17 protein-coding genes, 1 tRNA gene and 1 pseudogene are annotated in these 19,285 nt (G+C 48.2%); 14 read left to right on the top strand and 5 right to left on the bottom strand.

The features are described 5' to 3' along the window. The 4 genes and pseudogenes from AC3A8L_RS05990 to AC3A8L_RS05975 form a co-directional block, all read left to right on the top strand. A pseudogene (locus tag AC3A8L_RS05990) lies at positions 1 to 797 on the top strand (hypothetical protein); the annotation flags it as partial. Positions 798 to 871: 74 nt separating this feature from the next. Further along, positions 872 to 2,695, top strand: a complete 1,824-nt coding sequence (gene rpoD, locus AC3A8L_RS05985; protein ID WP_487961324.1) for an RNA polymerase sigma factor RpoD — start codon at positions 872 to 874, stop codon at positions 2,693 to 2,695. Between the two features lie 195 nt (positions 2,696 to 2,890). Then, positions 2,891 to 2,967: transfer RNA gene (locus AC3A8L_RS05980), tRNA-Ile, on the top strand. Between the two features lie 367 nt (positions 2,968 to 3,334). Next, positions 3,335 to 5,962 (top strand): glycoside hydrolase family 3 C-terminal domain-containing protein, encoded by a 2,628-nt coding sequence (locus AC3A8L_RS05975; protein ID WP_487961323.1) that lies wholly within the window; start codon positions 3,335 to 3,337, stop codon positions 5,960 to 5,962. Positions 5,963 to 6,164: 202 nt separating this feature from the next. Here AC3A8L_RS05975 and AC3A8L_RS05970 read toward each other — a convergent pair whose 3' ends face one another. Beyond that, the gene (locus AC3A8L_RS05970; RefSeq protein ID WP_487961322.1) at positions 6,165 to 7,646 is read right to left on the bottom strand and encodes an alkaline phosphatase family protein; all 1,482 of its coding nucleotides are present in this window, start codon (positions 7,644 to 7,646) and stop codon (positions 6,165 to 6,167) included. Positions 7,647 to 7,801: 155 nt separating this feature from the next. Here AC3A8L_RS05970 and AC3A8L_RS05965 point away from each other — a divergent pair, with 155 nt between their 5' ends. Continuing rightward, the gene (locus tag AC3A8L_RS05965; protein WP_487961321.1) at positions 7,802 to 8,260 is read left to right on the top strand and encodes a globin family protein; all 459 of its coding nucleotides are present in this window, start codon (positions 7,802 to 7,804) and stop codon (positions 8,258 to 8,260) included. A 26-nt stretch (positions 8,261 to 8,286) separates the two neighbouring features. Here the strand turns inward: AC3A8L_RS05965 and fdxA are convergent, their stop codons facing one another. Both fdxA and AC3A8L_RS05955 read right to left on the bottom strand, forming a co-directional pair. Continuing rightward, a complete protein-coding gene (gene fdxA, locus AC3A8L_RS05960) occupies positions 8,287 to 8,610 on the bottom strand; it encodes a ferredoxin FdxA (protein ID WP_487961320.1) in 324 nt (107 codons plus the stop codon). Between the two features lie 10 nt (positions 8,611 to 8,620). After that, positions 8,621 to 9,394, bottom strand: a complete 774-nt coding sequence (locus AC3A8L_RS05955; protein ID WP_487961319.1) for a ferredoxin--NADP reductase — start codon at positions 9,392 to 9,394, stop codon at positions 8,621 to 8,623. Positions 9,395 to 9,546: 152 nt separating this feature from the next. On the opposite strand from AC3A8L_RS05955, the gene AC3A8L_RS05950 reads away from it, so the two are divergent. After that, positions 9,547 to 10,425, top strand: a complete 879-nt coding sequence (locus tag AC3A8L_RS05950; RefSeq protein ID WP_487961318.1) for a LysR family transcriptional regulator — start codon at positions 9,547 to 9,549, stop codon at positions 10,423 to 10,425. Between the two features lie 91 nt (positions 10,426 to 10,516). After that, entirely contained in the window at positions 10,517 to 11,068 is a 552-nt protein-coding gene (locus AC3A8L_RS05945; RefSeq protein ID WP_487961317.1) for a pyridoxamine 5'-phosphate oxidase family protein, read from the top strand. A 58-nt stretch (positions 11,069 to 11,126) separates the two neighbouring features. Here the strand turns inward: AC3A8L_RS05945 and hemC are convergent, their stop codons facing one another. After that, positions 11,127 to 12,056 carry a hydroxymethylbilane synthase gene (gene hemC, locus AC3A8L_RS05940; RefSeq protein ID WP_487961316.1) on the bottom strand — a complete coding sequence of 310 codons (930 nt, stop codon included), beginning with the start codon at positions 12,054 to 12,056 and terminating at the stop codon, positions 11,127 to 11,129. A gap of 449 nt (positions 12,057 to 12,505) precedes the next feature. Between hemC and AC3A8L_RS05935 the strand changes: the two genes are divergently transcribed. Beyond that, positions 12,506 to 12,637, top strand: a complete 132-nt coding sequence (locus AC3A8L_RS05935; RefSeq protein ID WP_487961315.1) for a hypothetical protein — start codon at positions 12,506 to 12,508, stop codon at positions 12,635 to 12,637. Positions 12,638 to 12,706: 69 nt separating this feature from the next. Next, positions 12,707 to 12,913: a hypothetical protein gene (locus tag AC3A8L_RS05930; RefSeq protein ID WP_487961314.1), complete on the top strand. Its 207-nt coding sequence runs from the start codon at positions 12,707 to 12,709 to the stop codon at positions 12,911 to 12,913. Positions 12,914 to 13,092: 179 nt separating this feature from the next. Here the strand turns inward: AC3A8L_RS05930 and AC3A8L_RS05925 are convergent, their stop codons facing one another. Further along, positions 13,093 to 15,468 carry an esterase-like activity of phytase family protein gene (locus AC3A8L_RS05925; RefSeq protein WP_487961313.1) on the bottom strand — a complete coding sequence of 792 codons (2,376 nt, stop codon included), beginning with the start codon at positions 15,466 to 15,468 and terminating at the stop codon, positions 13,093 to 13,095. A gap of 162 nt (positions 15,469 to 15,630) precedes the next feature. Between AC3A8L_RS05925 and AC3A8L_RS05920 the strand changes: the two genes are divergently transcribed. From AC3A8L_RS05920 to AC3A8L_RS05900, 5 genes are read left to right on the top strand one after another with little or no spacing between them, the layout of a single operon-like run. Further along, positions 15,631 to 16,242 carry a tRNA-uridine aminocarboxypropyltransferase gene (locus AC3A8L_RS05920; protein WP_487961312.1) on the top strand — a complete coding sequence of 204 codons (612 nt, stop codon included), beginning with the start codon at positions 15,631 to 15,633 and terminating at the stop codon, positions 16,240 to 16,242. Positions 16,243 to 16,253: 11 nt separating this feature from the next. Beyond that, positions 16,254 to 16,679: a T6SS immunity protein Tdi1 domain-containing protein gene (locus tag AC3A8L_RS05915; RefSeq protein WP_487961311.1), complete on the top strand. Its 426-nt coding sequence runs from the start codon at positions 16,254 to 16,256 to the stop codon at positions 16,677 to 16,679. 13 nt (positions 16,680 to 16,692) lie between these two features. Next, complete coding sequence (locus AC3A8L_RS05910; RefSeq protein ID WP_487961310.1) at positions 16,693 to 17,106, top strand: DUF350 domain-containing protein; 414 nt, start codon at positions 16,693 to 16,695, stop codon at positions 17,104 to 17,106. A gap of 10 nt (positions 17,107 to 17,116) precedes the next feature. Next, positions 17,117 to 17,773, top strand: a complete 657-nt coding sequence (locus AC3A8L_RS05905; RefSeq protein ID WP_487961309.1) for a DUF1190 domain-containing protein — start codon at positions 17,117 to 17,119, stop codon at positions 17,771 to 17,773. Positions 17,774 to 17,775: 2 nt separating this feature from the next. After that, positions 17,776 to 18,975: a glutathionylspermidine synthase family protein gene (locus AC3A8L_RS05900; protein ID WP_487961308.1), complete on the top strand. Its 1,200-nt coding sequence runs from the start codon at positions 17,776 to 17,778 to the stop codon at positions 18,973 to 18,975. Positions 18,976 to 19,285: the final 310 nt, after the last annotated feature.

Raw genomic sequence — 19,285 nt, 5'->3', positions numbered from 1 at the left:
AAGGGCTAGACAGAAGCACAATGGGCGGCCGAGCACGCCTAAGCAAGCTCGCCGCGCCGCTACTGCACAAGCTCCCCAAAAGCGTGTATCGCGAATTAATGTTTGAGCTACTATCGCAACGCACAGGGCTAAGCCTCGATATTTTAATGGAGCTTATCAGCGAACCCGTTCCGGTTCTTGCGCCAGCAACCCCCCCCAGCCCCACCAACGAACAACAAACGTCGCCCGCGCCCATGCAAGCCCCGCCGCACGATGACGACGGGTACACACCACTCGGACACCCGCTCGAGGCGGAACTTGCAGACTCTCATTTCCCCCAACAACTTCAATTGCGCACCGAACCGCGCAAAAAATCGAGCGTAGAGCTCAGCCCAATAAGGCTAGCCACAGCACTTTTGCTTGAGCACCCCAATTTAGCCCACCAGCTCGAAGAGCCCGAGCTACCAGAAAGCACCGAAAACCTGCAGCTAATGCAACTTTTCAGCTATTTAAAACAAAGAGAGAACCCCAGCTTTGCCAGCATCATTGGTTACTGGAGCGGTCGCTTTGGCATAGAAGCCCAACAACGACTGACCGCCATCATGGCCAACCAGCTATTAGCACATGCCAAGCGGGATAAAAATTACAACGATCAGCAAGAACTACAAGACGCCCTCGAAAAACTCAAACACCAAGCCCTAGAGCGCGAACGCCAAAACCAACTGGCGGAACTTAAATCAAGACCCTTGAACGAATTATCGCCCGAAGAACGGCAACATTTCTTACAATTACTCAAGGTCGGCAAGCAAGTCCATTAGTAAAAAATAGAAATCACCGTTATAATGTGCGGCTTTCCCGCCCTCACACCCAATATGCTTTTACGGATGCTTTAATGAGCGAAAACAAACAGTCGCGAATCAAAGACTTAATCAATCGCGGTCGCGAGCAAGGCTACCTGACCTACGATGAAGTTAATGATCACCTCCCTCAGGACATCTCCGATCCAGATCAGGTCGAAGATATTATCCAGATGATTAACGACATGGGCATTCGCGTATTCGAAACCGCGCCGGATGCCGATGAGCTGTTAATGAACGACAGCGATAATCCTGATGAAATTGCTGCCGCCGAAGCTGCTGCTGCACTAGCTGCCGTAGAAACCGAAGCAGGCCGAACTACTGACCCAGTACGTATGTATATGCGTGAAATGGGCACCGTAGAGCTACTGACCCGCGAAGGCGAAATCGCCATTGCCAAGCGCATCGAAGAAGGTATTCGCGAGCTTATGCATGCACTCGCGTTTTGGCCAAACACCGTGAAGACCATACTCGGTGAGTATGAGCTGCTTGAGCAAGGTGAGCGCCGCATGACGGATGTTATCAGCGGCTGGCTAGACCTCGCTGAAGACCCCGAGGCGCCTAAAACAGAAGGCTTCCAAGAGAAAAAAGAAGAAGCTAAAAAAGACGAAAAATCTGACGACGATGATGACGAAGAAGAAAACACAGGCATTGACCCTGAGTATGCCCGCGAGCGTTTTCACGAGCTTAGAGATGCACTTTTAGCTGCTGAAGAAGCCATTATCGCCAAAGGCCGCATGAGCAAAGAAGCCGCTAAAGCACTCGAAGAACTGGGCGGCGTATTCCGCTTCTTCAAACTGCCACCGCGCCAATTTGACCCCATTTACAACAGCGCACGTGACGTACTACAAAAAGTTCGTCAGACCGAGCGCGAACTGATGATGCAGTGTATTCGCTACGGCAAAATGCCACGCAAATCCTTCGTCAAAGAATTCCCCGGCAACGAAACCAATCTTGACTGGATCCCTACGATCATCAAGAAAAAGCGCGACTACTCCGATAGCATGCGCAACGTCGCCGACAACATTCTAAGAATGCAAGAAACCCTACTCGGGCTCGAGCAAGAAACAGGCTTAGAGCTCAGCACGATTAAAGAGATCAACCGCAGCATGTCACTGGGCGAAGCCCGTGCCCGCCGCGCCAAAAAGGAAATGGTTGAAGCCAACCTACGCCTTGTTATCTCTATCGCGAAAAAATATACCAACCGCGGCTTACAGTTCTTGGATCTTATTCAGGAAGGTAACATCGGCCTAATGAAAGCCGTAGATAAGTTTGAATACCGTCGCGGCTACAAGTTTTCGACCTACGCCACTTGGTGGATTCGTCAGGCGATTACTCGGTCCATTGCCGACCAAGCACGTACCATTCGTATTCCCGTGCACATGATTGAGACCATCAACAAACTCAATCGTATTTCTCGTCAAATGCTTCAAGAAATGGGCCGCGAGCCTACGCCAGAAGAATTGGGCGAACGCATGGAAATGCCAGAAGACAAAGTCCGTAAAGTACTGAAAATTGCGAAAGAACCCATCTCAATGGAAACCCCCATTGGCGATGACGAGGATTCGCACTTAGGCGACTTTATCGAAGATGTTTCAATCACTTCACCGGTAGAATCAGCCACTACACAGGGCTTGATGGAATCGACCCGCGAAGTACTGGCAGGCCTTACCGCCCGCGAAGCCAAAGTACTGCGCATGCGCTTTGGTATCGACATGAATACCGACCACACCCTTGAGGAAGTGGGCAAGCAGTTCGACGTGACTCGTGAGCGTATTCGTCAGATCGAAGCGAAGGCATTGCGTAAACTACGCCACCCTACCCGCTCCGACCACTTGCGAAGCTTTTTGGACGAATAATCCAATAACTGTAAAGCAATATCAAAGCCTCTGATTTCAGGGGCTTTTTTTTGCCCAATACAATATCTCACCGCAAAATAAAAGAACCCCTAAAAACCTAGCCAAGTTCAAATCAAGACCTTATAATGCCCGTCCCTTATATGCCACGGCATAATTGATCAAACCGCCAACCGGCATATGATCACATCGCATCCAGGGCCTTTAGCTCAGTTGGTTAGAGCATCCGACTCATAATCGGCAGGTCCCCAGTTCAAGTCTGGGAAGGCCCACCATATCGAAAAAAGCCCCATTCAGCTTGCTGAGTGGGGCTTTTTTATTGATGCCGCCCAACACTCTTTACCCGCCCCATCAACTAGCCTTCCGATAACAACGGCTATACTAAAAAAGCCGTATTAATTACACCTTCTGGCCTATGTTAAAACCGCACTCAATTACCCAAGGCAACGCGACTACTCACGAAGGATAATCCCAAGCTCGAAAATCCAGCAAAGCACACACCCACATTGAAACTCCCGCCCCCAGGGGAGACATAAAAGCATTATAACAAGGGTAAAAAAACGTAGCTCCATCGCGCCACCAAAGCGCAATACTATAGCCGCCCGTAAAAAATTAATAAAAATCAAAGAAGAGTTACTAGCGATGATAAAATCCACCATCAGAACAATCCTTTGTATTGGAGCCAGCCTCGCCCTAGCCTCCTGTTCACAGTTAACAGACAAACAACCGTTACAGCCGGATTATTTAAACACCGCATTATCAACACAGCAACGCGCCAGCGACTTAGTATCGCGCATGACGCTGTCTGAAAAAATTGCTCAGCTCTACAACGAAGCCCCCGCTATTGAGCGCTTGGGTGTTGCCGAATACAACTGGTGGAACGAAGCCCTGCACGGCGTTGCGCGTGCTGGTAAAGCCACGGTTTACCCACAAGCCATCGGTCTTGCCGCCAGCTTTAATAAAGAGCTTATAGGAGATATTGCTACCAGTATTTCGGATGAGGCGCGCGCGAAGCATCACTACTACGAAGCAAACGATGTTGTCTTTCGCTACACAGGGCTCACTTTTTGGTCGCCCAATGTGAATATCTTCCGCGACCCGCGCTGGGGGCGTGGCCAAGAAACTTACGGTGAAGATCCCTATTTAACCGGTTCGCTGGCCGTTGAGTTTATACAAGGTTTGCAAGGTGACGATAAGCGCTACCTAAAAACATCAGCCATGGCAAAACATTTTGCCGTGCATAGCGGCCCCGAGAAATCTCGCCACTCCGATAATTACGCAGCAAGCTTAAAAGACATGCACGAAACCTACTTGCCAGCCTTCAAAATGGCTGTTGAAGATGCCAATGTAGAGTCCATCATGTGCGCCTATAACCGGGTAAACGATCAACCCGCGTGCGGTAGTGAATATCTATTAAAAGACTTATTGCGAGGCCAGTGGGGATTTGATGGCCATGTCGTCTCCGACTGCGGTGCGCTAGACGACTTTTATGCGGAGTCTGCCCATAACATCGTGAAAGCACCCGCCCAAGCGGCAGCTCTAGCCTTAAAAACTGGCACCGATTTGGACTGCGGCACAGGGCGATTGAGTACTTTCACCAACTTACACTTTGCACTACAGCGCGACTTAGTCACGCAGGAACAAGTCGATAACGCGGTAATAAACCTTTTTAAAACACGTTTTAAATTAGGCATGTTCGATGCAAAAGCCGATGTGCCTTATGCCAATATCCCCATGACCGTTGTAGGCTCTAAAGACCATCAGCGATTAGCCCTAGAAGCCGCCGAACAATCTTTAGTACTGCTAAAAAATGACGGGATTTTGCCCTTAAAGCCCAATACCAAAGTTGCAGTTATTGGCCCCAATGCCACTAACCCATCGGTGCTTGTCGGCAATTACCATGGCGACCCCATTGCTCCTGTGCTGCCTATTGAAGGCATTCGCCAAAAAGCCGGAATGCATAATGTTACTTACGCCTCTGGCGGCCCAATTATTGGCGATATTTACGGCAGTCACACCTTGGTACCCAGCACCGTACTTTTTCACCGCACAGCCGAAGGCCAGCTTAAACCGGGCTTGCAAGCGGCTTACTACGAAGCAACACAAACGCAGGGAATGGCCAGCAAACCCGCCTTTACACGTATCGATAACACCATCGATTTTCACTGGTTGCGCTCCCCCATTGATAACAGCGTATGGGACGAATTTGGCATTACCTGGGAAGGTGTATTAAAGCCCGAAGAAACCGGCCACTATCAATTCGACAGCACTGCAGCCATCCAAATTAACGGCAAGCCAGCGGCTGGGGTAATTGAATTAAAAGCTAAACAAGAATACCGCTTTAAAGCAGACGTTACATTTTTGCGCACTTGGTGGGGCAATAACCCGCTCGAACCCTACGTGAAACTGCGCTGGGTAAATACCCGTGAAGACTTTACGGCAAAGGCGATTACTGCCGCCAAAAAATCCGATGTCATTATTTTTACCGGTGGCATATCCGCATTACTTGAAGGCGAAGAAATGTCGGTTGAACTGGAAGGTTTTGATTACGGCGACCGCACAACCCTTCAATTACCCAAAGAACAACGCACATTGATACAGCGCCTGAAAAAACTGGGCAAACCGATGATTATGGTTAACTTCAGCGGCAGCGCAATAGCGCTAAATTGGGAGCAAGAAAACCTCAATGCGATTATTCAAGCCTTTTACCCCGGCGAAGCCACAGGTACAGCCCTAGCGAATATCCTTTGGGGCGATACTAGCCCCTCTGGCCGCCTACCCATTACATTTTACAAAAGCGTTGATGACTTACCCGACTTTAAAGATTACCGCATGGATAACCGCACCTATAAATACTATCAAGGCACCCCCCTCTACCCGTTCGGTCACGGTTTAAGCTACGGTAATTTTGAGTACAGCCAGTTAAATATACCGAAAACATTAAGTAATACTGAGGATTTAGAACTTAGCGTGCAATTAAAAAATAACAGCGCTATCGAAGCCATGGAAGTAACGCAAGTTTATATAACCCTACTCGATGCGCCGATAAAAACCCCAAAATTCGAACTTATCGCCTATACAAAAAACACACTCCCCCCACACACTTCTGACACAATTAAGCTGCATATACCAGCAGAAAAAATTCGTTATATCGATCAACAAGGAGAACACAAAAACTACACGGGCCGCTTGAAAATAAGCATAGGTAGCGGCCAGCCAAGCTTTGTGGGCACCAAGCAAAAAGCTGAGGCCACTATTAGTATTCGATAAAATGGGAACTCATTACAACCAAGCGCCCCTCTATACCGGGGCGCAATTTATGACTAAATAATCACACCTTAAAACTACGAAGGAGTTACTGAATCAATATGCAGGCAGCGACGAAAAAATCCAAACTATCATCGCCTCGCCCCTAATAATAGTAATTTTTTTCGTGAACTCGCCGGAGGCGGGTATTAAGCTAGACTGTAAACTAAACACATTCGGGTTCGGCCAATGGCACTAACCTGTCGAGTATCGACTTCCCCCCCGCAAAGTTAGTTTGTGAACCCAGTAATTCAGCCATCGTTGGACCCAGATCTACTATTGATGTGGTTTTTCCTGTACCGCGCTCAGTAATAGCTGGCCCAGCCATAATATAAAAACCATCGGCAATATGATTTCCCGATCGCAATACAGGGGACTTACTGTGTAAAACGCCTAACATTTCAGATTCGACAGAATCAATTGAATCGCTTCGCTCCCAGATCACAAATAAATCCGGCAACATATTCAACCGGTCGCCAGAGAAACACTCCTCACTTCGAACCACCTGCCTCACAATAGCGTTCCCATTATTGGGGTTCACCAGTGCTAACAGTTCAAGCTCAAGCCAATCACACCACTGGCTAATAATATTGCGCTGCTCTAACCCTAAATCCCCCACCGAAGACGCAATGTTAAACTTGATCGCGCCACTCATTTCATTGTGAGGCATGTGAAGCATCAACCGACCCGTCGCTTTTAAGTCGTGATTCAATAACGGCAATAATGTGCGTATTTTTTCTTCTAATATGGGGGGCAGAGCTTTCTCTAGGCCTACTAAAATATCATCCAAACAATGCTCAGCGGTATAATTAGCTGCCATACCTAACCCAGAAAATACAATGACGGTTGTATTTTCATCCGCTTGCCGAATTAAATCGCCAACGGCATTATCTAAACAACGATAAATATGCTCAACAGGATCAGAAATTGTCGTATTTACACCTTCGTGGTGGCGCTCGTGACTGGCATCCGCTGAGTGCCAAAACTCATGCCCAATGCAATGACTCTCTTTAAAAACGGTTATAAATAAATCCCAGTCTTCGGAAGAGAGCAACGCCAAAGAAGCCTGTCGTTTATTCTCCAAACTTTGCAATAAGGCCTGAAAAAAAGGTTCTTGCTTTTCGGCGGGCAAAGCATTTTCGCAGCATAAAAAAGCTCCCGATTCATAATCGTCAGTTGCATCACAACCAAAACGCTCCACCAGCATAGGGGCTATGTCCGCAGGATAGCTGCGCGTTTTACCGTCGCGCCCGTGAACCAACCAATCGGCTACTTGTATACCATGCGTTAATTCAGCAAGGGGCGATTTAGGTACATCGATAACACCCACTTTATAGCCCTCTGCACTTAAGGTTGTCCAAAAGGTGTCTATTTCTGGGGCTAACTCCGGCGAGCGCTTCATATCCAAACTACTGGGTACAAAACCCTGCCAAAAATAACGACCATGACAGCCAGGCTCTACTGCAAACGAAAAAGATGCCCACACACCGTCGTCGCCCAGCCCCGGCGGGCTTTGCAAACGCCCCCATATCCCCCGCGAAAGTAATGACTGTATATTCGGTAAACTGCCGGAAGCCTTAAGCTTCCATATCAAATCGAAATCAGCGGAGTCCAATCCAATCGCAAGCACGCGCGTACGCTTATTCATAACAATCCCTCAAATAAAATGCTGATAAATGGGTGGGCAGTGTATCGAATACTTCAACAGTTTCACAAATACACAGAGGTTACCGTGCTACGCCCCAAAAAAAACAGATAAATAACAGGCTTCGTCTATACTCGGTTATTAAAAGGGGAGCCGCCATGAGCCTTAATGCAGACCAAATCCAACTTATTCAATCAAGCTTTAGCCAAGTAGAACCGATTGCCGATAAAGCAGCCGCTATTTTTTATGCCAAACTTTTTGAATACGATCCGTCGCTAAAACGCCTATTTAAAAACGATATGGCAAGCCAAGGCCGCAAGTTAATGAGCACGCTAAAGGTTGCCGTTCAAGGGTTAAACGATTTAGGGAAGCTCGTCCCTGTTTTGCAGAAGCTGGCGATTGGCCATGTGAATTATGGCGTAAGCGTTGATGATTACACCCCGGTAGGCAACGCTTTGATGTATACCCTAAAAACAGGTCTCGGGCCCGCCTTCACACCCGAGACCCAAAAAGCCTGGTCAATACTCTACAAAACCGTGGCCACGGTTATGCGAGAAGCCGCCTATCCCAATTTTGATGCCAGCACTTACCGTAATACAAAGCATTACAATCATTAAAACGGGGCGCCGGCTTCACGATCCGGCTACCTTTCCAAAAGCGCCAACTTCCCAACAACCCCATCCCACTCGGCATAATCATCGGGAGGCTCTTGGCGCACGGTTATTTCTGGCCACACAACAGCCAACTCTGCATTTAACGCAATAAAATGCTGCTGATCCTCCGGCAAATCATCTTCTTCAAAAATAGCATCCGCTGGGCATTCGGCAGGGCAAAGATTACAATCAATACAGGCTTCTGGGTCTATGACTAAAAAATTAGGACCTTCACGGAAGGCATCTGTTGGGCACACTTCAACGCAGGTGGTGTGCTTGCATTTAATACAGTTTTCCCCGACAACATAAGTCATTGTTTTTCCCCTACTCCACAAACGCACGTTCAATCACATAATGGGCAGCATCACCGTGGCGAACTTCCTTAAAACTGCGGTCATCCAATATCTGGCAAAAATCTTTTAACATACTGGGGCTACCGCACAGCATAAAGCGGTCGTCTTCAACATTAATGGGCGGTAAGCCTAGGTTTTTCTCTAAACTACCCGTCGCTAATAAATCGGTTAAACGGCCTTGGTTTTTATAGTGCTCGCGCGTTACGGTGGGGTAATACAAAAGCTTATCGCGTATTTCTTCGCCAAAAAATTCATTCTGTGGCAGCTCTTCGGTGATGAATTGCTGATACGCTAATTCGTCCACATAGCGCACGCCATGGGTCAGAATGATTTTGTCGTATTGCTCATACACTTCAGGATCTCTAATAATACTTAAAAACGGTGCCAAGCCTGTACCCGTAGCCAATAAATACAGGTGTTTACCGGGGAGCAAATGGTCCGTCACCAAAGTACCCGTAGACTTACTGTTCACCAATACCTCGTCACCCACTTTAATTTTTTGCAACTGCGAGGTCAGCGGGCCATCGGGCACCTTGATGCTGAAAAATTCTAATTCGTCTTCATAGTTTGCACTGGCGATGGAGTAAGCGCGCAGCAACGGGCGACCATCCTCTTGCGGCAAGCCAATCATGGTGAAGTGGCCATTGCGGAACCGAAAACCTTCGCGCCGTGTGGTGGTAAAACTAAATAGCGTATCGTTCCAGTGGCGAACATCCGTTACAGTTTCGGTTAATAATTTGGTCATGGTGGCACCTCGATATAGCGAACTAATGAAGTAATGTCGATTAGCTTACACGCCACCGTTAAATAGGTAAAACGGGATATATCGCTAATAGTTATCGGATATTCCGATATACTAAAAGCCTATATCACACTCAGCCTTAGGTAGACGCTCTTATGCACTTCACCCTCCGCCAACTGCAGGTTTTTGTGACTATCGCGCAGTACCAGAATGTTAGCCGTGCAGCCCAAGCGTTGGCGATGTCGCAGTCGGCCTGCAGCGGTGCACTTAAAGACTTAGAGCAACAATACGATGCGCCTTTATTTGAACGCATAGGTAAGCGCTTACAAACTAACGAATTAGGGCGGCGTATAAGGCCCCAAGCACAAGCACTGCTCGATCAGGCGGCGGAGCTAGAGCTTTCGCTAAGACAACACAAAGAGGTCGCACAACTAAAGCTTGGGGCCACGCTGACCATTGGCAATTACCTTGCGGTCGCACTGATTCAACGCTTCATCACCGAACACCAAGGCAGCGCCACCCTAAAAGTGGCTAACACTCACGATGTAGTCGCTGCACTGCTAAATTTTGATTTAGACCTAGGGCTTATCGAGGGTGAGATTAATCACCCCGAGCTGCAGGTACTGCCTTGGCAAAGTGATGAACTCGTCTGTTTTTGCCACCCAGATCATCCACTGGCCAAGAAAAAAGCGCTTAGCGATGCAGACCTCACGCAAGCTACTTGGATACTGCGCGAAGAGGGCTCCGGCACACGCCAAACTTTTGATCGCGCCCTGCACGGCTTACTCCCCAACCTCAATATATTATTAGAACTACAGCATACAGAGGCCATTAAGCGCGCCGTAAAAGGTGGGCTGGGCATTGCCTGCTTATCGCGTATTTCACTTGAAGAGGCCTTCACCCATAAAAGCTTAGTGCCGCTTAATATTCCGCAACGCGACTTTTCACGTATGCTTTATGTGGTGGTGCACAAAAAGAAATATCGCAGTATCGGTATTCAGCAATGGTTAGCTATGTGCGGTGTTGGCGATTAACATTTCGTGCAACAATTACGACCATGCCGCCACTTTCGCTATTAACAAGTTAATGTGCTCGGTCATAGAAAGAATCAACAAGGAGATTCCCATGGGGCAGCAGTACACAGAAATAAACGATAAAAACCGCGCCTTTATTGAGCAACAAAAAATCTATTTTGTGGGTACAGCAACCGCTGATAGTCGCGTTAACATCTCACCTAAAGGTATGGATTCACTGCGTGTATTGGGGCCAAACCGCGTTATTTGGTTGAATGTTACCGGCAGCGGCAACGAAACAGCCGCCCATGTGCAAAGCCACCCCCGCATGACGATTATGTTTTCGGCCTTTGAAGGAAACCCAAATATATTGCGTTTATATGGCCATGCAAAAGCAATCCATCAAAACGATGTCGAGTGGCAAACGCTGTACGACCACTTTTCACCGTTGCCCGGAGCGCGGCAGATTTTTGATTTGAAAGTAGACCTTGTTCAAAATTCCTGCGGAATGGCGGTGCCCTTTTACAGCTACAGCGAAGAACGCGAGCAATTAAGCCACTGGGCAACGAAACAAGGCGAGCAAGGGCTAAAAAACTACTGGGAAAAGAAAAACCAAGCCAGCATTGATGGAATAGATAGTCATATTTTAAAGAAAAACACCTAATAAAAAAGCCTCTACACCATTCTGATGTAGAGGCTTTTGCGGGCTATAGCCAACAAAGCTAGGCGTTGTCGTAAACCGCTTTCAAAATCACATCCGCACCGGCTGCCAGTAAACGCTCGGCTAAGGCAATACCCATGGCTTCGCCATCGCTCGGCTTACCACTAATCTCGTCATAAATCACTTGCGTGCCATCTGGGCTTGCCACCAAACCGCGCAACCATAAATCGCCATCACGCGGTATGGCATAACACGCAATAGGCACCTGGCAGCCGCCCTCTAAGCGACGGTTTAATGCGCGCTCAGCCAACACTTGCTCGGCCGAAGCGTCATCGTGCAAGGCTTTGATCAATTCAATCGTGTTCTGGTCGGCCATGCGACACTCAATACCTACGGCACCCTGGCCACCAGCAGGTAAGCATTGCTCGGGCGATATAAACTGGCGAATACGCTCTGGCATTTCTAAACGCAGTAAACCCGCCGCCGCTAAAATAATACCGTCGTATTCGCCGGCATCCAATTTGGCGAGCCGCGTATTGACATTACCGCGCAAAAATTTCACAACCAAATCAGGGCGTTTAGCTAATAGCTGGCTTTGGCGGCGTAGGCTTGATGTGCCCACTACACTGCCGGCAGGTAAATCATCAATGCTGGCAAAGGTGCTAGAAACCCAAGCATCACGAGGGTCTTCGCGTTCACAAATCACCGACAACCCTAAGCCTTCAGGGAACTCCATCGGCACATCCTTCATGGAATGCACGGCAATATCTGCTTCGTCATTCAGCAGCGCATGCTCAAGCTCTTTCACAAACAAACCTTTGCCGCCCACCTTAGCCAAAGGGACATCTAAAATCTTATCTCCACGGCTAACCATAGGGACTAGCTCTACAGCAAGGCCTGGATGCAAGCCCTCTAAACGCGCTTTAACATCTTCCGCCTGCCATAGGGCAAGGGCACTTTTACGGGTAGCGATACGCAAAGTTTGGGTCATAACTGGCCTTAATTTTTATCGGTATTGGGCGCAACTGCGCTAGTTGGATGAGATAATAGCAGAGCTTGCCGAGGGTTTCAGTGATGGGGTTAATGTCATTCAAGGTCATCAGTTAGTCAAAATCAGCTAATATGAAAAGAATCAGTCAACCTTTTGCCGCGCAGTGCTAAACTTGAAAAGACTGGATGCCTAAAAGGTTTGTATTATGGGTATACTCATCGCCTACGGCATTGGCTTTTTATGCATCATCTTTCCCAGAGTATGCGCCAAAGTCATTGCTGAGCTTCTCGATCAGATCACTAAGGGGCGTGCACGGAATAAGTTACTGGAGTTTGGGTTTTTGGGTGCTTGCTTGGCAAGGCGAAAATATGGCGTAATAGCCGGCTATTGCAAATATTTTTAACGAAGGCAAGCGTGCACCCTGGAATTCAAAAACGGGAAGTTATTTCATGCACGCCCCTGAATACAAATACGGCGCAGCGACTGAAGAGCAAAAACAGGTTCGCCCTGTATTCTCAGTGATTGTCGGTGTTGTGATAATAAGCTTCGCCTATGCGATACACACCAAAGGTATCGACTAAAGCTTACAAAACCGACTTCGCCGCTACCCCATTACATTACTGACCGCACCATAATAGGAATGATTAAAGTTGAACAAAGAATTTATAAGACAACGAATAGAAACTTTTGCAGGTATAGAAGTAGATCCAAGCGAAGATAACCAAGTCGTTGAGATGTTAAAACGAAAATTTAATGTACGCCTACCTCAACGCCCCACATTAGACGAAGCTTTAAAAGCCTGCATTAGCGACCACGAAATAATCGACTTAATCACTGAATACCGGTCAATGGCGTAAGCCAATGGAATGAAGGTAGCGCCGGTGAGTGCATTAAAACGAAGATGCCCATTAGCCAACAACGATGCGTTTTGGATTGCATTCAAGGCATGTTAAGAAATATCGAAAAGCGAATACCTTGCATCCAAAAAAAGGCCGCATGCGCGACCTTTAATTAAGTACCACTTTAATGCTAAAGGTTAATCCAGTAATTTGCCCAAGTTCATTAACTGGGTTTCACCGCTGTTATCATCAACGCCGTCGTTATCATTCACAATATATACATCGCCGTCAGCAGTTACCGCTAAGCCTTCTATTTTTTCAGCAACCATGCCTTTTGGCATTTTAAGGTCGGCCATTAAGTCGCGCACTAACGTTTTGGTAACAGTGGCGCCGGCGGTTACGGATGTTAAGTCCACTTGATATATGCGTTTTATCGCTGCATCAAAACCACCCTGGTTATCGCGCTCTAAAACTAAAAACGTCCCTTCGCCCACGGCTGTAATATCGGAAAGGCCCACCCAGCCACCCGCTTGTGATGCTGGCTTATCCAGTGGATAAAAAACAAACGACCAGCTTTCCAGTGCAGTATCGTAAATGCCAATGCGTGCTTCAGTTTCACTGCCCCAAGCGCGCTGGAAAGCCACATAAACCTTACCATCGGTTTCAGTTACACCTTCAAAACCAAAATGCAGCTGCATCGCATTAACCGCTTCTGGCAGGGTAATGACTTTTTCAATAACTCCCAACGCCGAAGCTTTAATCAGCATATTAAGTGAAGCTACTGACCGAGCGTCATCACCGACAGTACCGGCCCCCTCTGACACTAGCCAAAATCCACCATCACTAGCAACAGCAATACCTTCTGGGTCGAGGTTGACGGTTTTATTCGCGTTAATCAATGCCGCGCGATCATGCTGATCAAATACGCCTGCACGTGCAACATCATCCTCAGCAAGGTCTGCTGCAGGCAGGCTCGCGAGAATGTCGTTGGTATCCATTAAGGCTGTTTCGGCGGTTAATATCGCAGGCTGCGCACTCACATCTAAAGTGAAAATACGGTTGCTGTTGTAAAAGCTATCTTCAATCGCATACAAAGTATTACCCGCACCTGCCGTTAAGCCAGATATAGCGCCCCAACCAATGGGCGTATCGTTATCGCGATTAACCGATTCGATGGTTGGATATTGCGCGGCGCCATCACCCAGTTGATAAACCGTAACGCTCGAGCGAAACTTGTCGCCACGGGAATCTTTTTCACTGGCCACTGCGACCAAATTACGCGAAGGAATTGCCAATGCGCCTTCAGGCCCAACACCCGCCGGCAAAGCTTGTTTAAATACGGGTGCCGTTGGATCTGTTACATCAAAAACAAATACCAGGTTGGCGCGCTCGGCATTAACAAATAAATAGCCCGTATCGCCATACATACCGTAAGCCACATTCTCAGGTTCATTACCTTTATTGCCGGCGCGATCGTCGGGGTAGTGGCCAAAGCGTGCCGTCAGATGCTCTAACATTGTGCCGGCATCCCAAACGATATTGCCGCTTTTATCAAATATGCTAAAACCACGGCTACCGCCGTCCATATCGCCTTCATTGGCTGTCGCAAAATACTCGGTGCCCATCCAGGTAACGCCGTCAGGTTCACGCACAACACTATCTAAACTTTCGGTGAACAGTAGTTGGCCTTCTTCAGTGGCGTCGATATCGGTTAAATCCACAGTTCCGGCCGAAAAACTAGACGTTACTGTACCGCTCATCAAATCGACCATCGCGATGTGATTATTTTCTTGCAGCGTTACTACCGCAATATTGTCGCTATTAATAGAAACAAACTCTGGCTCTGGATCGGCAGGGAATAACATATCGACAAGGTTAAGCATCTCCACTTTTCGCGTAACCCACGCCTCGACGGTATCGGCAACATCCACAATGATAAGAAAGCCGGCCGGAAGCTGTGGTGGAATGCCTTCGCCTAAATCTTCATCGCGCTCGTTTTCAATGGCTATCGCTATGTATTTCCCATCGGGGCTGACCGCGACCGAATCTGGCTGACCACCGAGGTCAATGGAATGTACAACGGTCTGCGTCGCAAGATCAATAATCGCCAGTTCACCAGAGGTATTCACATAATCGGCCGATGTATTCACCCCCGCTACCGCATAACCACCAACAACAGAAACCGAGGTAGGCTCCCCCGCGAGCGCAACGATGCCCAAAGACTTAGGTACTGCCGAGTCAGTAATATCAATAAAGCCTAATTGATTTTTCACACCGTCCGTGTAAATAAGGGTGTTGCCATCTTGGCTAGCAGTAACAATCTCGGCAACGGTTTCATCATCGATATTACAACTAGCCTGTAGCTGCTCACACACCGCAAAGGTCGAAATCCGGTTAAACGCCATCGCCAAGGCAGCAACACTCGAACTAGCAGCAGAGCTAGAACTTAGCGCATCGCTACTGGCTATAACACTTGAAGCTGGCGAGCTTTTGTCGTCGTCATCGCTACAGCCGCTTAAAGCACCCAATGAAAAAGTAATAGCTAAGGCAAGGGCCGATTTTTGAAAACTCATGTGGTACTCCAGTACATCAATCAAATTGTAAGCCGCCTTTTTACGGGGCTAACATGAAAGATTCATGACGCTTTTATGGTTTTTTTGTGACGGCAGAACTGCTAATGTGCCCTTGCGCACCGCTCACCCACCCTGCTTCAACATGGCCGATATAACCACTCCATGACCCAACGCCCCCTCTGCCAAACCTGCCATTATCCACTTCGCACTTGTGTATGCTGTGCTATTGCGCCGATCAAAAGCCTTGGCGCAATAGACATACTGCAGCACCCCAGCGAGCAAAAAGCCGCCAAGAATACCGCCCGCTTAGTAACGCTATGCTTGCCGCAATCCCGTATTTGGGTCGGTGAAAATACGGGTGACTTTGCCGAACTACAGGCACAGCTCCACACCGATCCAAGGCCTATCGCCATCGTTTACCCCGGCGCTAATAGTCAACCGCTTGAAGACTTCATCGCCACGCAGACCCATGCCGGCACAAAATGGGGTGGAAAAAATACAACGCCAGTTGCTATGCGCTTTTTGTTTTTAGATGGAACCTGGAAAAAGGCCTACAAATTGTGGCAATTGAACCCCTGGCTTCAGCAATACCCGCTGGTGAGCATTGAAGCCACAGCATCGCAGTACCATATTCGCAAAGCGCCCAAGGAACATTACCTGTCCACACTCGAGGCCATTGCAATATGCCTGCAAAAAGCAGAGCACTGCAACGTACAGCCCCTGTATGATTGCCTCCATCAAATGCAGCTATCATTTAGCGAGCATCCACGTTAACAGGCCCCAAAATGCACTACCCGATTACCTTGAACGCGACCTTAGTGTCGCAATTACGCACCGCTTTTGCGCTCACACCACAAGACACGCTGTTAGATATCACCGCCTTTGGCGATGTCTTTATTCAGCGTAAAGTCGATGTCCCAAGCACAACACGGCATCTACTTTACAGTGCCACCGATGGCACGATTAGCGATGTGAGTGACTTAATTGCCGAGCACGGCTTACCGCCCGTGTCCCTAGATTTAGGTGATGAGTGGTATCAATTTAACGCTCAAGCCATGCTTAAAGAAGACGGCTTCACACTGGCCGAAGATGAATGCTTTGGTTTTATTCAGCCCACCTCAGAAGGCGGCGACTATGGCCCCCATAATATCCACATCGTAAAAATTATCGATTACGTTACTGCACGCTTACCCAACCTAACCCACAATTAATTATGGAAAAAACATGCTAGAAACAACCACGCAATCACTCGCCGGCCTACCCGCTTTTTTTGCTTATTTTGCCTTGGCCGTCGTCCTCAGCCTTATTTTTATTCGGCTTTATACTTGGTTAACACCGCATGATGAGTTTGGCCTAATTCGCCAAAACAACAATGCTGCCGCTGTTGCCTTTGGTGGTGCGTTAATCGGTTTTGCTTTACCACTTGCCAGCGCTATTACCCACTCGATGTCTTTAATCGATTGCGCACTTTGGGGCGCCGTTGCCTTGGTCGTACAGGCATTAACCTTCGTACTTTTACGGGTCGTTATTTCTGACTTACCCAAACGCATTGAACAAAATGAACTAGCCAGTGCAACATTAATCGCCACCTCTGCCATTGCTGTAGGCCTGATTAATTCAGCCTGTATGAGCTACTAGGATAAAGACCATGACAATGAAAGCATTTAAACGCAGTAAAAAAGCCGCCCTTATTCTAATGGTGCCAGCCGCCACCTTCACCCTCGCCAGCTGCGTTAAACACCCAGACGACGAGCCCGCATTGGTTTATCAAACACCCGACCAATGCGCCGATTCTGGCTTTAGTACAAAAGAGCAATGCGAAGCCGATTACCAACAAGCTTTAGCCCTACACCCGCAAACGGCGCCCAAATACGCCAATAAAGCCGAATGCGAGGCCGACTTTGGCGCCGGCGGCTGCGAAACAGCACCGCAACAAAATGCACAAGGTGGCAGCTTTTTTATGCCGCTAATGATGGGCTACTTAGCCGGCCAAATGTTTAACCGCTCGGGCAACCAATTTACCGGTAATGGCAGCCAAACCGGCGACAATAAAACCGGAACAAAAGCCGCCAGCGGCGGTAATACGGCCAATGCTCAAACCCGCAGTAATGTCGCCAGCCAACCGCTGTATAAGTCTGGCGACGATAAATCCACCTTCCGTACCGCCAACAATACCGCGGTATCGCGAACTACTGGGCCTGTAAAAGTTAGCCCTAACCGCATTAAGCCTCAGGCTGGGCGCTTGGTGCCGCGCGGTGGTTTTGGCAAGCAGGCTTCCTTTCGCGCTAACAGCTTTGGCGGCTAATCATGAAACGAATCACCATTGCCGAACGCGCCGATTGGCGCACTCAAGCTGAAGATGTTGGCTTTGACTTTCATACCATCGATGGCGAACCTTACTGGGACGAAAGTGCTTATTACCAGTTCTCGCTAGCGCATATCGAAAACGACATAGAAGACCCGACTGCCGAGCTGCACCAAATGGCAATCGGCTTAATCGACGATATCGTACAAAATGAACAATTGCTCACCCAGTTAGATGTGCCCGAGCGCTACTGGAATCACGTGGCCAATAGCTGGAAAAATAGCGACCCTCATTTATACGGCCGAATGGATTTAGCCTACAACGGTCAAGGTCCCGCCAAATTATTAGAGTTAAATTACGACACCCCCACCAGCCTGTTCGAAACCGGTTATGTCCAGTGGGTTTGGTTAGAGCAACAATTGGCCGCCGGTTTATTACCTGCCGGAGCCGACCAATTTAACTCCCTGCAAGACCAGCTCGAAAACGCTTTTAAAACACAGCCCTTTACTACACCACTGCACTTTGCCAGCGTAGAAGCGAGTGCCGAAGACAAAGGCACCGTTAATTATTTAATGGACATAGCCAGCCAAAGTGGAATTGATACACGCTATATTCCACTGGAAAATATTGGCGAATATAACGGCCAGTTTATTGATGAAGAAAACTTTGAAATTCTGGGTTTATTCAAACTGTACCCGTGGGAATTTATGCTGCGCGAAGACTTTGGCCAAACAGTTATCACCAGCCAAACACAAATGATCGAGCCGCCCTGGAAAATGCTGCTATCCAATAAAGGCATACTGCCCTTGCTGTGGCAACGCTACCCAGACCACCCCAATTTACTGCCTGCCTTCTTTGAAGAAAATAGCGAAAACGCCGCCAACCGCCCAGCACTAGAGGCCGGATGGGTGCGCAAACCGTTATTCTCACGCGAAGGCGCTAATATCGAAATCATCACCGACACTGGCCAAGCACTAAAAGAAGATGGCCCCTACAACGATATCGCCACCATTCGCCAAGCTTTTCACGAATTACCGCGCTTTAATCGAATTAATTCAAAAACCCAAAAAACCGAAGACACCTACGCCGTAATTGGCAGCTGGGTAGTCGGCAACGAACCCGCCGGTATAGGTATTCGCGAAGACAATACCTTTATCACCAAAGACAGTTCGCGCTTTGTGCCGCATTGTATTGTTGATTAATACAGCCGCGACTTATCTAGCTCGCCACTGAATATTTTTGTAACTATTCAGCCATGCGGAAATAGGCCGGCAAACTGATCATTTTCCGGGCCGCTAGGCTTACAGGGATGTAAGTTATTAAGGTAATGCAGGAGCAATTACCTACAAGCCATCTACGACTTTGTGCTCCTGCAAAGTCTACCCCTACGCATCCATGCTAAGGCTGGTCGCTATGCAAGCGCTCTAGACAATATGCTCCTGCATTGTCGCCCCCTTGCTATCCCTGCAAGGGCTGACGCTTGAATGCCCAGAAAACAATCAATTCGCCTTT

The organism is Marinagarivorans sp., from assembly GCF_982758155.1.
The sequence above is the reverse complement of the archived record's forward strand: the minus strand, read 5'-3'. Positions and strand labels throughout refer to the sequence as shown.

What these genes read in the sequence shown, in the direction of transcription:
- hemC (WP_487961316.1), bottom strand. Translation starts at nt 12,056, where the DNA reads ATGACCCAAACTTTGCGTATCGCTACCCGTAAAAGTGCCCTTGCCCTA.
- AC3A8L_RS05910 (WP_487961310.1), top strand. Translation starts at nt 16,693, where the DNA reads ATGCTAGAAACAACCACGCAATCACTCGCCGGCCTACCCGCTTTTTTT.
- AC3A8L_RS05925 (WP_487961313.1), bottom strand. Translation starts at nt 15,468, where the DNA reads ATGAGTTTTCAAAAATCGGCCCTTGCCTTAGCTATTACTTTTTCATTG.
- AC3A8L_RS05900 (WP_487961308.1), top strand. Translation starts at nt 17,776, where the DNA reads ATGAAACGAATCACCATTGCCGAACGCGCCGATTGGCGCACTCAAGCT.
- AC3A8L_RS05920 (WP_487961312.1), top strand. Translation starts at nt 15,631, where the DNA reads ATGACCCAACGCCCCCTCTGCCAAACCTGCCATTATCCACTTCGCACT.
- AC3A8L_RS05935 (WP_487961315.1), top strand. Translation starts at nt 12,506, where the DNA reads ATGCACGCCCCTGAATACAAATACGGCGCAGCGACTGAAGAGCAAAAA.
- AC3A8L_RS05950 (WP_487961318.1), top strand. Translation starts at nt 9,547, where the DNA reads ATGCACTTCACCCTCCGCCAACTGCAGGTTTTTGTGACTATCGCGCAG.
- AC3A8L_RS05945 (WP_487961317.1), top strand. Translation starts at nt 10,517, where the DNA reads ATGGGGCAGCAGTACACAGAAATAAACGATAAAAACCGCGCCTTTATT.
- rpoD (WP_487961324.1), top strand. Translation starts at nt 872, where the DNA reads ATGAGCGAAAACAAACAGTCGCGAATCAAAGACTTAATCAATCGCGGT.
- AC3A8L_RS05915 (WP_487961311.1), top strand. Translation starts at nt 16,254, where the DNA reads ATGCACTACCCGATTACCTTGAACGCGACCTTAGTGTCGCAATTACGC.
- fdxA (WP_487961320.1), bottom strand. Translation starts at nt 8,610, where the DNA reads ATGACTTATGTTGTCGGGGAAAACTGTATTAAATGCAAGCACACCACC.
- AC3A8L_RS05975 (WP_487961323.1), top strand. Translation starts at nt 3,335, where the DNA reads ATGATAAAATCCACCATCAGAACAATCCTTTGTATTGGAGCCAGCCTC.
- AC3A8L_RS05965 (WP_487961321.1), top strand. Translation starts at nt 7,802, where the DNA reads ATGAGCCTTAATGCAGACCAAATCCAACTTATTCAATCAAGCTTTAGC.
- AC3A8L_RS05905 (WP_487961309.1), top strand. Translation starts at nt 17,117, where the DNA reads ATGACAATGAAAGCATTTAAACGCAGTAAAAAAGCCGCCCTTATTCTA.
- AC3A8L_RS05955 (WP_487961319.1), bottom strand. Translation starts at nt 9,394, where the DNA reads ATGACCAAATTATTAACCGAAACTGTAACGGATGTTCGCCACTGGAAC.
- AC3A8L_RS05970 (WP_487961322.1), bottom strand. Translation starts at nt 7,646, where the DNA reads ATGAATAAGCGTACGCGCGTGCTTGCGATTGGATTGGACTCCGCTGAT.